This window comes from Corynebacterium sp. TAE3-ERU30 (assembly GCF_019209925.1).
Taxonomy (GTDB): Bacteria; Actinomycetota; Actinomycetes; order Mycobacteriales; family Mycobacteriaceae; genus Corynebacterium; species Corynebacterium megadyptis.
Map to the genome: position 1 here is coordinate 399981 of NZ_JAHUTO010000002.1, position 12300 is coordinate 412280.

General features: G+C 65.9%; 9 protein-coding genes and 1 other RNA gene. 4 read left to right on the plus strand and 6 right to left on the minus strand.

Annotated features, from left to right (window positions below):
* Nucleotides 1-54: 54 nt before the first annotated feature.
* Nucleotides 55-1353 (plus strand): nitrate/nitrite transporter, encoded by a 1299-nt coding sequence (locus KR227_RS04760; RefSeq protein ID WP_255549098.1) that lies wholly within the window; start codon nucleotides 55-57, stop codon nucleotides 1351-1353.
* Here the strand turns inward: KR227_RS04760 and KR227_RS04765 are convergent.
* From KR227_RS04765 to glnA, 3 genes are read right to left on the minus strand one after another with little or no spacing between them, the layout of a single operon-like run.
* On the minus strand, nucleotides 1350-1757 hold the full coding sequence (locus KR227_RS04765) for a hypothetical protein (RefSeq protein WP_218364040.1): 408 nt from the start codon (nucleotides 1755-1757) through the stop codon (nucleotides 1350-1352). The genes KR227_RS04760 and KR227_RS04765 overlap by 4 nt on opposite strands.
* Nucleotides 1758-1801: 44 nt before the next feature.
* Nucleotides 1802-4984: a bifunctional [glutamine synthetase] adenylyltransferase/[glutamine synthetase]-adenylyl-L-tyrosine phosphorylase gene (locus KR227_RS04770; protein ID WP_218364041.1), complete on the minus strand. Its 3183-nt coding sequence runs from the start codon at nucleotides 4982-4984 to the stop codon at nucleotides 1802-1804.
* Between the two features lie 39 nt (nucleotides 4985-5023).
* Nucleotides 5024-6364, minus strand: coding sequence for a type I glutamate--ammonia ligase (gene glnA / locus KR227_RS04775; RefSeq protein ID WP_151529205.1), 1341 nt, complete (start codon nucleotides 6362-6364; stop codon nucleotides 5024-5026).
* Nucleotides 6365-6494: 130 nt separating this feature from the next.
* Between glnA and KR227_RS04780 the strand changes: the two genes are divergently transcribed.
* Entirely contained in the window at nucleotides 6495-8087 is a 1593-nt protein-coding gene (locus KR227_RS04780; protein WP_218364042.1) for a CYTH and CHAD domain-containing protein, read from the plus strand.
* Between the two features lie 18 nt (nucleotides 8088-8105).
* Here KR227_RS04780 and KR227_RS04785 read toward each other — a convergent pair whose 3' ends face one another.
* Nucleotides 8106-8303: a hypothetical protein gene (locus KR227_RS04785; RefSeq protein WP_218364043.1), complete on the minus strand. Its 198-nt coding sequence runs from the start codon at nucleotides 8301-8303 to the stop codon at nucleotides 8106-8108.
* A 142-nt stretch (nucleotides 8304-8445) separates the two neighbouring features.
* Between KR227_RS04785 and KR227_RS04790 the strand changes: the two genes are divergently transcribed.
* Both KR227_RS04790 and thiD read left to right on the plus strand, forming a co-directional pair.
* The gene (locus KR227_RS04790; protein WP_218364044.1) at nucleotides 8446-9735 is read left to right on the plus strand and encodes a hypothetical protein; all 1290 of its coding nucleotides are present in this window, start codon (nucleotides 8446-8448) and stop codon (nucleotides 9733-9735) included.
* 20 nt (nucleotides 9736-9755) lie between these two features.
* On the plus strand, nucleotides 9756-10619 hold the full coding sequence (thiD, locus tag KR227_RS04795; RefSeq protein ID WP_218364045.1) for a bifunctional hydroxymethylpyrimidine kinase/phosphomethylpyrimidine kinase: 864 nt from the start codon (nucleotides 9756-9758) through the stop codon (nucleotides 10617-10619).
* Nucleotides 10620-10628: 9 nt separating this feature from the next.
* Here the strand turns inward: thiD and rnpB are convergent.
* Together rnpB and KR227_RS04805 are read right to left on the minus strand one after the other, a co-directional pair.
* Nucleotides 10629-11075, minus strand: an RNA gene (rnpB, locus tag KR227_RS04800) — RNase P RNA component class A.
* Between the two features lie 16 nt (nucleotides 11076-11091).
* Nucleotides 11092-12294 carry a bifunctional RNase H/acid phosphatase gene (locus KR227_RS04805; protein WP_218364046.1) on the minus strand — a complete coding sequence of 401 codons (1203 nt, stop codon included), beginning with the start codon at nucleotides 12292-12294 and terminating at the stop codon, nucleotides 11092-11094.
* Nucleotides 12295-12300 lie beyond the last annotated feature (6 nt).

Sequence of the window (12300 nt, forward strand, 5' to 3'; positions counted from 1 at the left end):
CCCCTGCCTATGACCCGCCTGCCAGCGGCGCTCGTGCCAGCACTATCGTGGTGGATGATGAACACCTCCGCTGCCGCGTCCTCCGCGTCCTCTGCGTCCTCTGCTGGCGCCCCCGACCCCACTGACCCCACCGCTGCCGTCAGCCAGCGGCAGGCGATGGTGGTGTGGCTGGCGGCCGTCGTGGTCTACATCGTGGCCATCATGGGCCGCGGTTCCTTCGGCGTGGCCAGCGTCGAGGCTTTCGAGCGTTTTTCCGCTTCTGCCAGTGGGCTCGCCGTGTTCACCGCGGTGCAGATGGGGGTATACGCCCTCGCCCAGATTCCCACCGGCGTGCTGATTGATCGTTTCGGTGCCCGCCGCCTGCTTGTTGCCGGCGCCCTCGTCATGGCCGGCGGCCAGCTGCTGCTCGCGCTGAGCACGAGTTTTACGGTGGCCATCATCGCCCGAGTGCTGGTGGCGATGGGCGATGCCACCGCATTTTTGTCGGTGATGCGCATCATTCCGCAGTGGTTTCCCTTGCACCGGGCACCCATTTTCACGCAGCTGACGGCCGCGTTGGGGCAGGTGGGCCAGTTCCTTTCCGCGGTGGTATTTCTCGGTATCCTCCACGCCGCGGGCTGGGAAGTGGCCTTTATTTCCGCGGCTGCGGCGGGCGTGCTGGTGGCGCTGGCGGCCTGGGTGGCTATTCAGGAGCCGCCCCGCCGGCTGGTGAGTTCCACCCAGCCACTGCGGACCCGCCTGCGCATCGTGGCCACCCATCCGGCCTGCTGGCAGGGCTTCTTCATTCACGGCATCGGCCTATTCCCCCAGGTGGTCTTCACCCTCACCTGGGGCATGCCGCTGATGACCCTCGGCATGGGGATCAGCGCCCACGTCGCCGGCTGGGTGCTGGTGGTCAATACCGTGGTGCAGGTTCTTGCCGGCCCGCTTCACGGGCTCATCTCGGCGCGCTTCGGGGCGAATCGCTGGCTGCTGGCGCTGGTGAGTTCGGGCATCACCATGGCGCTGTGGGCGCTCTTTTTCGCTAGCGCCTCTCCGCGCGGAGTGGTGTGGATCGTGGTGCTCAATGTGGTGATGGGCGCGCTCGCCCCGGTGGCCAATTATGGCTTCGACCAGGTGCGCGAGGCCGTGCCCCACGAGGTGCTCGCCACGGGCACCGGCTTGGCCAATATGGGCGGCTTCACCGCCGGCATGATCGTCGCCCAGGGCTATGGCATGCTTCTCGACGTCGCCGCCACGGACAGCACCCACTACACATGGGGCGATTTCCGCTTCGCTGGGCTCGCCGCCCTCATCGTGTGGGCGCTGGGCGCCAGTGCTTTGGTGTGGGCGCGCCGCCGCGAGCGCCGCTAGCGCGGGCTGGGGCCACCACGGCCCCGCAGCAGCGCATCCACCACGCTGTGCACGGCTTGGTCGCCTAAGGTTTGGCGCACGGCGTCATAGACCTTGGCGGCGTCGAAGCTCGTCCCGCGCGGAAATTCGATCCTGTCCGCGCCCTCATCTCCGGTGGGCGGGGTCGCCGCTGCGGATTCGGCATCCTCGACCTCCTCCGCGTCCACCACATCCTCGCCGGCCGAGGCGGCGGCGGGAGCACCGGGCACGCCGTTGTGCTCCACATAGATCTCGCGGTCGTCCTGATCGATCACGAGAAACTCCTCGGGATCGACCCCGAGGTTACGGAGGGTATCGGCGAACTCGATGAGATCACCGACGGTGGGGCTATCCATTTCGATCCCGATACGCATGGAAATATTCATTGCACTGCTCCTTCTAGGCGCTACGTGCACCCCAGTGTAGCGATCTAGAAACGCTCACTCCCCCGGGGAATGCGCCGCATCTGTTGGGGTCGCTGCTGGCCGCCACCGGAGAAAGACCCCATGGGCCCGAATCGGTGCTCCATCCCCTCCGAATCGGCAATCTCATCACTGATGGTGGACTCGCCCCAGAACACCTCGTCCACCACCTGCCGGGCGCGGCGGGTCTTTTTCAGATAGTCCTCCAAGAATTCTTGGTAATTCATGGGGTTCCAGCCGGCGGCCGCCGCGGTTTCCGCGAGCTGCGGCCCGGGCTGCGGCAGCTGATCGGTGCGCTTGCCCCGCACCAGCACCAGCGCATTGCGGGCGCGGGTGGCGGCCAGCCATGCGGAGCGCAGAATCTGTACCTTCTCCGCGTCCACGATGCCCTCATGTTCCATCACATCCAGCGCCTCCAAGGTGGAGGTGGTGTGCAGGGCTGGGTGCTTGTGCGCCTCAAGCATGCTCACGAGCTGCACCGTCCACTCGATATCGGTGAGCGCGCCCCGCCCCAGCTTGGTGTGGGTTTTACGATCCGCGCCGCGCGGCAAGCGTTCATTGTCCACGCGCGCCTTCATGCGGCGCACCTCACGCACGGTCTTTTCATCCACGCCCCCAGGGGGATAGCGGAACTCGTCGATGGCGGCGAGGAACTGCACGCCCAGCTCCTTATCGCCGGCAATGTCGGTGGCCCGCAGCAGCGCCTGTTTCTCCCATACCGCGCCCCACGAGGAGTAGTAGCGCTGATAGCTTTCCACGGTGCGGGCCACGGCCCCCGATTTCCCTTCGGGGCGCAGGCCCAAATCCACCTCGAGAGAGGGATCGCTGGAGGGCTTGCTCAGCCGGCGGCGCATGCGATCGACGATGCGCTTCGCCCACATCAGCGCCTCATTCTCCCCCACCGACTCCACGGGCTCGGCCACAAACATCACATCGGCATCGGAGCCATATCCCAGCTCCTTACCGCCCAACCGGCCCATACCAATCACCGCGATGCGGGCAAGAGGTTTCTCCACCTCGCCCTTATGCACGGAGCCGCGGATCTCGGCGGCGAGGGCGGCGTCGAGCACCGCATCCCAGATCTCCGAAAGGCTCGCGCACACCGTCTGCACGTCGATCAGCCCGAGCAGATCCGCGGAGGCGATACGCGCCAGCTCTACTCGACGCAGCGAGCGGGCCACGGTGATCGCCCGGTCGGGATCATCGTGCCGGGCCGCGGCCGCACGCAGTGACTTGGCAATGGTCTCCGGCGATTGCTCCAAAAGCCGCGGCCCCTTGGCGGAGTCGCTAAAGAGCTTGAGCACCTCGGGGGCGGAGACCACCAGATTCGCCGCATAGGGCGAGGTCCCCAGCACTTTCATCAGGCGCTGCCCCACGATCCCCTCATCGCGCAGGGTACGCAAGAACCACGTGCGGTCATAGGCCGCATCCGAGAGCTTGCGATAGTTGAGCAGACCCTGGTCCGGGTTGGCGGTATCGCCCAGCCACTCCATCAGGGTGGGCAGCAGCATCGCCTGGATCTTGGCCTTGCGGGAGGAGCCCGAGGCGAGCGCCGTGAGATGCTCATAGGCCCGATCCGGGAATTGATAGCCCAAGGCGGCCAGCTGCAGCTTCGCGGATTCCTTACTCAAGGTGAGCGTGCCGGTATCGAGGGCGGCCACCGAGCCCAGCAGCGGGCGGTAGAACAGCCGCGTATGCAGCCCACGGACTTGGATGGAGACGCGTTTGAGCTTCTTCAACAGGGTTTCCGCGCTGGTGCCGCGCCCCTCCCCGCGCAGCCCGGCAGAGCGCGCCAGCCACCGCAGGGCGGTGGTGTCCTCCGGCTTGGGCAGGGCATGTGTGCGCCGCAGGCGCTGCAATTGCAGGCGGTGTTCAATGGTGCGGAGAAACTCATAGTCCTCGATGAGCACCTTGCCGTCTTCTCGGCCCACATAGCCGGCGTCGATAAGCGCCTCGAGTGCAGACACGGTCGCCTTGGTGCGCAGGGTCTCATCCACGCGGCCGTGCACCATCTGCAGCAGCTGCACGGCAAATTCCACATCGCGCAGCCCGCCGCGGCCGAGTTTGAGCTCGCGCTCTTGCATATCGGAGGGCACATTATTCAGCACCCGAGAGCGCATGTGCTGCACGCCCTCCACGAAATTATCCCGCTGGCTGGCCTCCCACACCATGGGCTCGAGCGCCTCGATATAGCGTTGTCCCAGCTCCATATCGCCGGTGAGGGGGCGGGCCTTGAGCAGCGCCTGAAATTCCCAGGTTTCCGCCCAGCGCTTGTAGTAGCTCACATGCGATTCGAGGGTGCGCACCAGCGCCCCCTGCTTGCCCTCGGGGCGCAGGGCGGCATCGACCTCGAAGAAGGCCTTGCCGCCGATGCGGATGAGTTCGCTGGCCAGGCGGGTGGCCTTCGGGGTGGCGGGCTCGGCCACGAAGATCACATCGACATCGGAGATATAGTTCAATTCCCGCGCCCCGCACTTGCCCATGGCGATCACCCCGAGCGCGCAGTCCAGGGGATCCTCGCCATAGACCCCGGCGGCGGCCACGGCGAGCCCCGCAGTGAGGGCGGCATCGGCCGCATCGGACAGCCGCGCCGAGACGGTCTTAAACGCCACCATCTCTAGGCCGGAGCGGCGGCTGGTCTCGGGATAGGTGCCGGCGAGATCTGCGGCGGCGATGCGCATGATGATGCTGCGGTAGGCCACCTTCAGCGCCCGCTCGGCCTCAGTGCCCACCATGCCGGCCACATACATGCCCACCTCGGAGCAGTTCTCGGCCGCGGGCTGGGCGGAGACATCCTCGGCGAAGCGGGCGGGACGGGCGTCCACCGCGCCGAGCATGAGGCGCAGCATCTCCTCCTTGGTGGGCATCGGCTCTTTGAGGCTGCGCCACGTCTCCGGATGGGCCACCAGATGATCGCCGAGCGCGGTGGAGCCGCCGAGCAGCGCGATGAGCCGGACCCGCAGCTCGCGGTGCTCGCGCATGCTGCGATCAAACTCGGCGCGTTCCGCATCGTCGAGGTTGGCGACCAAGCGGATGAGGGTATTGAGCGCCAGATCCGGGTCGGCGGCACCGGAGAGCTGCCGCAGCAGCTCGAGGGACTCCTCGTTGTACCACCCCAGCTCCTTGAGGTCATCGGCGGCCGTGGGGCGCTGGAGGGACAAGCTGGCTGGGGTGGGCAGGCTAGTGCGCATGATCTTTATCCTCGACTGCGGGCGGTGGAATGCTCGATCTTAGTAGTGCAGATTGGTGCGCAATTCCCACGCGCTGATCTGGCTTTGATAGTCCCGCCACTCGCTCCACTTGCTGCGCAGGAAGAACTCGAAGACGTGCTCGCCCAATACCTCGGCGAGGAACTCGGACTGCTCCATCATGTGCAATGCCTGGTCCAAGCTGGCCGGCAGGTCCTGATAGCCGAGGGCGCGGCGCTCCCGGCGGGTCAGCTGCGAGATATCGTCCTCGGCCGGATCGGGGAGCTCATAGCTTTCTTTAATGCCCCGCAGACCGGCGGCAAGCAGCACCGAATAGGCCAGGTAGGGGTTGCAACCGGTGTCTGGGGAGCGCACCTCGATGCGCCGGGAGGAGACCTTCGTGGGGCGATAGGTGGGCACGCGCACCATGGCGGAACGATTCGACACTCCCCACGTGGCCGCGGTGGGGGCCTCGTTGCCAAACATGATGCGCTTATAGGAGTTCACCCACTGGTTGGTGACCGCGGAGATCTCCGGGGCGTGGTAGAGGATGCCGGCGATGAACTGCTTCGCGGTGCGCGAGAGGTTGTACATGTCATCGGAGTCGTGGAAGGCATTGGTATCGCCCTCGAAGAGCGACATGTGGGTGTGCATGGCCGAGCCGGCGAAATCCCGGAAGGGCTTCGGCATAAAGGTGGCCTTCACGCCGTGGTGGGCGGCCACATCCTTAATCAGGTAGCGGAAGGTCATGATGTTATCCGCCATATTCAGCGCCTCGGCATAGCGGAGATCAATCTCCTGCTGGCCCGGCGCGGTCTCGTGGTGCGAGAACTCCACGGCGATGCCCATGGATTCGAGAGCGGCCATGGCGTCGCGGCGGAAGCGCGGGGCATCGTCGTAGGTGGCGTGGTCGAAGTAGCCGCCATTATCGGTGGGGACGGGCTCTTTGCCATCGGTATCGAGGCTGCGCACCATGTAGAACTCAATCTCGGGGTGCAACAGCGCCCGGAAGCCTTCATCGGCGAGCCTTTCGGTCTGCCGCCGCAGCACCTGGCGGGGATCCACCCAGGAGGGCTGGCCATCGGGCATGACGATATCGCAGAACATGCGGGCGGTATTCTCCAGCCCTTCGCCATAGGAATCCGGCAGCATCTGGAAGGTGGAGGGATCGGGCTTGGCCAGGGTGTCCGATTCAGAGATGCGGGAAAAGCCCTCCACGGCCGAGCCATCGAAACCGATGCCGTCTTCGAGCGCGATCTCGAGCTCTGCGGGGGCGATAGCCACGGACTTCAGGTAGCCGAGAATATCGGTAAACCAGAGGCGCACGTAGCGGATGTCTCGTTCTTCAATGGCGCGGAGCACGAATTCCTGTTGGCTGTTCATATATTCCAACCTACTTGAGTTCGGCGCTCGAGTTGGTCCAGTATCCCGCCCTGATCTCCGGCCGCGACTCGGCACACCCCCGAGTGGTGTTTACGCAGCTAACACGGAGCAAAACTGGTAGATATTGGGCATGGGCACTGCCACGAATCTTGAGGTTGAAATAAAGTTCTCCGCCACCGAGGAGCTCGCGGTTCCGGATCTGACGCATGTCTCTGGCTGTGAGGCCGCGCGTGAGACCGTGGTGCACCGTTTATCGGCGGTGTATTTTGACACCCCCGATCTGCGGCTGACGCGGGCGAAAGTGACGCTGCGGCGCCGTACCGGCGGCAAGGATGCCGGCTGGCATATCAAGCTGCCCGGCGAGCAGGGCCGGCTGGAGATTCACGCCGATAGTGATCCCGCAGATCCGGAACGCATTCCCGCGGAGATTCTGGCGACGGTGCGGGCCTTAAGCCGCGGCCAGAGCCTCGAGCCTATCGCCCGAGTGGATAATGAGCGCCACGAGACGGTGTATGAGGATGCGGCGGGAGAAGCGCTGGCCGAGTTCTGCGATGATCACGTTTCTGCCCGCTCTTTCCTGCCCACGGGCACGGCGCGGCGCTGGCGCGAGTGGGAGATCGAGCTTGCCGGGCCGGCCGCCGAGACCAAGCGCGGGGCGAAGTTCTTGCGCAAGGCCAGCAAGGTGGTGCGCGCCGCCGGCGCCAGCGACTCCGATAGCCCCTCCAAGCTGGTGGCGGCGCTGGGCGAGTCGATTGCTGCCGCCCCCACTCCCCCGCAGCTGGCCGAGCTGCCCTCTTCCTCCCCCGCGGCGGGCGTGGTGGCGGCGCTGGCACAGAATCGCGATCGCATCGTGGAGATGGATCCGCGGGTGCGCCGCGATGAGTGGGATTCGATCCACCAGATGCGGGTGGCCACCCGCGAGCTGCGCAGCCACATGCGCACCTTCGAGGGCATTCTCGTGGGCAAGGCCTATGGCCATATTGAGCAGGAGCTCAAGGCCCTGGCCGGCATCCTTGGCCAGGCCCGCGATGCGGAGGTGGTGGCCGAGCGCATGGCTCACCTGATTGAGGCCGAGGACAGCGGCATGATCGATGAGACCACCCGCACCCGCGTGCTCCAGGGTCTCCACCGCGATTATCGCCGCGCCCACGCCCGGGTGGTGAAGGTGCTTGATAGCGAGCGCTATCTCACCTTATTGCGAGATCTCGACGAGCTGCTCGCCCATCCGCCGCTGGCCGACGACGCGCATGAGGCCGGCGACACGGCCGCCGCGGCTGAGCCGGAGCAGGTGCTGGCCAGCCATCTCGACGACGCCTATCGCCGCTTGGTGAAGCGCCATAAGAAAGCGGTGGCGCTGTGGGCCGACCAGGAGCTGGATCTGCACACCCGCGAAAACGCGGTACACAATATGCGCAAGGCTGCGAAGAAGCTCCGCTATTCGGCGGATGCTGCCGGTGCGGCCACCTCCTTGAAAACGAAGAAGGTGGTGAAGGCCTGTAAGCGCATGCAGTCTGTGCTCGGCGATTTCCAGGACACCGTCACCTCGCGCGATATGATCGTGCGGCTCGCGCTGCGCGCCCGCGCGAAGGGCGAGGATACCTTCGCCTATGGGCTGCTCTATCAAAAAGAACGCCAGCTGGGGCTGCAGGCCCTCAGTGGCTATGAAGAGTCTTTCGACGCTATTCGCGCCGCCTATACAAAGATGCGAGGGCGGCGTCGATAAGCGCTGCGACTGCTGGGCTTATCCCCAGTCGTCGTCGTTCCAGTCGTCCTCGCGCTCGCGCTCATCGGCGGCCTCGTTGCGCTGGTGCGCGATCTCGAAGGCGTTGCGGGCCTCTTCTTCGGTGGCATAGGGACCCATGCGATCGTCCCACGATCCCACCTTGTCGGTGGACACTTCTCCGGTGGAGGTGTTGTAGTACCACTTTTTCTCAGTCATGCAGTCTCCTTAAAAACTATGTGTATTGGGCATTATGCCCATTGTAGGGGCCTTAGCGCCCCCATGTCGGCACATGCGGGAACACGCTGTCCTAGAGTGGGTGAGAAGTTATGTTCCCGCGGAGTCCTAAGGAGGGGCCAAGGTGTTGTGGCCGAGCGCACATCCTGATCACGCAGCGGAGGTGGCACGGCTACACCCCACCGCCGCTCCGGTGGCCTCGGCCCCTGCGACTGTGCCGGTCATGGGCGAATATGGCGATGACACCGGCGGCACCGTCATCATTGCGCACACGACCTATCGCAGCGCGGTAGCCGCCAGCCCCATCGCCGAAGATGTGGTGCGGGTGCAGGTGCACGCCCGCGATGTGGACGGCACCACCACCACGTTCAGCGAGACCATTGGCTGGTCGCGGGTGGTCGAGCTCATGGATCAGCCGCCCGCTGCCCACGCGGAGCTGCGCGCCGCATATCCGTGGGCATGGCGCTTATCGACGCTCATTGCCAGCCTCGGCTGGCGCCCCTCCACCACCTCCGGTCACGCCGGCCTGGAGATCACTGTCTTCACCGATATTCCCGCCGTCGAGGGCTTTGGCCGCTTCGAGGCCACCGAGGCGGCGCTGGCGCTGCTCATTCACAGCGAGTCCACGGCCAAGGACGATGCGCCCGGGCGCACCCGCGTGGTGGACACCTTGGTGCATCATGCCGCCACGCTGGCCCCGCAGCCGGTGCTTCCCGCCCGCTACCACGCGGCGCTGCGGAGCGCTGGGGCGACCACGAAGCCGCATCTGGTGGTGCTCGATCACGCCGATGGCTCGGTGACGGCCGCCGCGCATCTCAGCCAGGACGGCGGGCAGCCGCACGTGGTGATCGGGGTGTATGCCCCGGGCGAGCGCCCCGCACCTGCGGAGGCGAGCGCCACCCGCCGCGCCTGCATGGCTGCGGCCTGTTCTACTTTCGGGGTGACGACACTGCGAAGTCTCCCCGATGCCCCAGAGCGTATCCATGACTGGGTGCAGGCGTTGCATATTCACCATTCCCACAGCGATACCCCCGTGCCGGACTATGTACCGAGCGCCCGCGAGGCACAGGAGTGGGCCGAGTTTTTCGCGGCGGAAGATGAGCGCGCCCAGCACACCGCCATGTTTTTGCGCTCCCGGCGCGAATCCCAAGCCTATGATGCGTTGAATGCCTCGGCGGCAGCGCTGGCGGCGCACTGCGCCACCGGCAGCCCCCTCGATGAGCACCTCACCGCGCTGGTGCAGCTCTGCCGCACCCGCGGGGCCGTGGCGGCCCGTCCCTTAGAGTGGGGCGTCTCGCCCGCGGTGCTCGCCGTTGTCCCCCAGTCCCGCGCCCAGCACACCATTGCCGAGCTCAGCGAGGACGGGTGTGTCGTCGTTGCCCTGGGCACCGGAACCACCGCCTGTATGCACTAGCCCCACCGATACGAGAGCCTATGACCTTCGACTCCATCCCTCGCGTCCTGTCCATCGCTGGTACGGATCCCACCGGCGGCGCCGGTATCCAAGCCGATATCAAGGCCATCTCCGCGGCCGGAGGTTTCGCCATGACGGTGGTGACCTCCCTGGTATCGCAAAACACCCGCGGGGTGCGCGAGATTTTTACCCCGCCCCACTCTTTCCTGCGCGAGCAGCTAGAGGCGGTGCGCAGCGATGTGGATATTGATGCCATCAAGATCGGCATGCTTGGCGATCGCGAGACCATCACCGAGGTGGCGGATTTTCTGGGGTGTATCGACGCCGACATCCCGGTGGTGATCGACCCTGTGATGAAGGCCTCCTCGGGGGATCTGCTGCACGATGAGCGCTCGGCCGATGCCTTGATCGAGCTGCTCCCCCGCGCCGATCTGATCACGCCCAATGCTGGGGAGCTGGCGGTGCTCCGGCAGGCCATGAACGGCGGTGGCCCGTTCCACGCTGGGGCCTGTGCGAATCGCGAGGAATCGCTGGCCTATGCCACCGAGGTGGCGCGCACGCTGCACACCGCCGTGGTGTGCAAGGGCGGCCATATCTCCGATGCGGACACCGGCAACACCCTGATTACCCCCGATGGCGCCCAGTGGCATACCCCCGTCGAGCGGATCGATACCCGCAATACCCACGGCACCGGCTGCTCCCTGTCCTCGGCTATTGCGACGCGGCTCGGCGCCGGCGAGCACGCCTCCGAGGCGGTGCACTGGGCCACCGTGTGGCTGCATGAGGCCATCGCGCACGCCGATGAGCTGGAGGTCGGCCACGGCCACGGGCCGGTGCACCACTTCCACCAGCTCTACCGGCAGGCTGGGCTACTGGGCGAGTAAAAAAAGGGGCGAATGAGCCGGCCTATGAGCCGGATTCTGTTCCCGCGGCTGCTGCCGTGGGCGGTAATCATCCATCTGGACCCGCCATTGCTGACGGGCCTCACGCGGCCAACCCACACGGCTCACGAAGTCGAGCAACTTCAGCCTTTCACGTGGCTGTCCGTGTGCAGGCACACCAGAGGTGCGCCCTTCGGCCTTGCTCCCGGTGGGGTTTACCTAGCCGCCCGCATCACTGCGGGCGCTGGTGCGCTCTTAACACACCCTTTCACCCTTACCTGCCAGTGCATATCATCCAGTGCAGCTGGGAGGCGGTTTCCTTTCTGTGGCACTATTCCCGCAGGTCGCCCTGGGTTGCCGTTAGCAACCACCGTGCTCTGTGGAGTCCGGACTTTCCTCGACGAGGCGACGTACACGCTTCCGCGCAGTTACGCCCGCCGCGATTACCCAGCCGACTCATTCGCAAGAAGCTAGCTTAGCCGGTGAGATTCACAATGCGCACACTCACTGGGCCATCGGCATAGAACTCCACCACAGAAATGGAGGCGAGGTCGAGGTGCAGCCGGTGGAAGAAGCGCTCATCGGCGCCAAGTGCATGCCGCAGCACCGCCTTGATGGGGGTGACATGGGCGACGAGGGCAAGGTTGCGTTCGCGGTGGTTCTCAATGAGCTGCTGCACACCCTCCCATACGCGCTGATCGGCGTCGAGTACGGATTCCCCACCGGGGGCGGCCGTGGTGGGGTCGTTCAGCCAGGTGCTGTGCAGCTGTGGATCGCGGGCGTGGGCGTCGGCGAAGCTCAGCCCATCCCAGTCGCCAAAGTCCATCTCGCGCAGGCATTCGGCGGTCTCCACCGCCGGGCCGTCGATCGTCTCGGTAAGGATCTCGGCGCTGCGCTGGGCGCGGCTCAGCGGCGAGGCCACGATGGCGTCGATGTGCTGGGCCCCATAGAAGCCCTCGCCGTCGAGGCCGGCGGCAATGCGCTGTGCGGCCGCCCGCACCTGCTGTTCGCCGAGCTCCGTGAGCGGGGCATCGGAGTGGCCGGCATAGAGTTTCTGCGCGGACATCTCGGTTTGGCCGTGGCGCAGCAGGATCAGCCGCGTCGGCGTGCTCGTCGCCCCAGTCCAGCGCGCCGCGGTGCTGGGCGCGCTCGGCGCGGGGTCGAGCGGCAGTTCCTGAACGGTGCCGGGCTCGTCGGTGGCCAGTAGCGGATGTACCGCCCGCGGCTGGGGGCGATCCTCCCCGCCGAGCACCATATGCCCCGGCTTCACCCCGGTGCCGTGCAGATCCATGGCCTCATTAGAGAGCTCATCGGCTCGCTTATTCTTGGCGCGCGGAATCCAGTGATAGCTCACTGCCCCGATCTCTTGGGCCAGGGAGCGTGCCGCCAGTGCCAGCTTCTGCATATCGGCGTGCTTGATCTTCCACGCCCCAGACATCTGCTGCACCACCAGCTTGGAGTCCATGTACACCTCCACCTCGGAGGCACCAAGGTCGCGGGCGACGCGCAGGCCGTTAATCATGCCGTGGTACTCGGCTACGTTATTGCTCGCCGAGCCCAGGTATTCCACCACGGTGGCCAGCTCGCGGCTGCGGGTGGCGTTATACACCACGGTGCCGGCCCCAGCGATGCCCGGATTGCCGCGCGAGCCGCCATCGGATTCAATAACCAGCTTCATAGATGC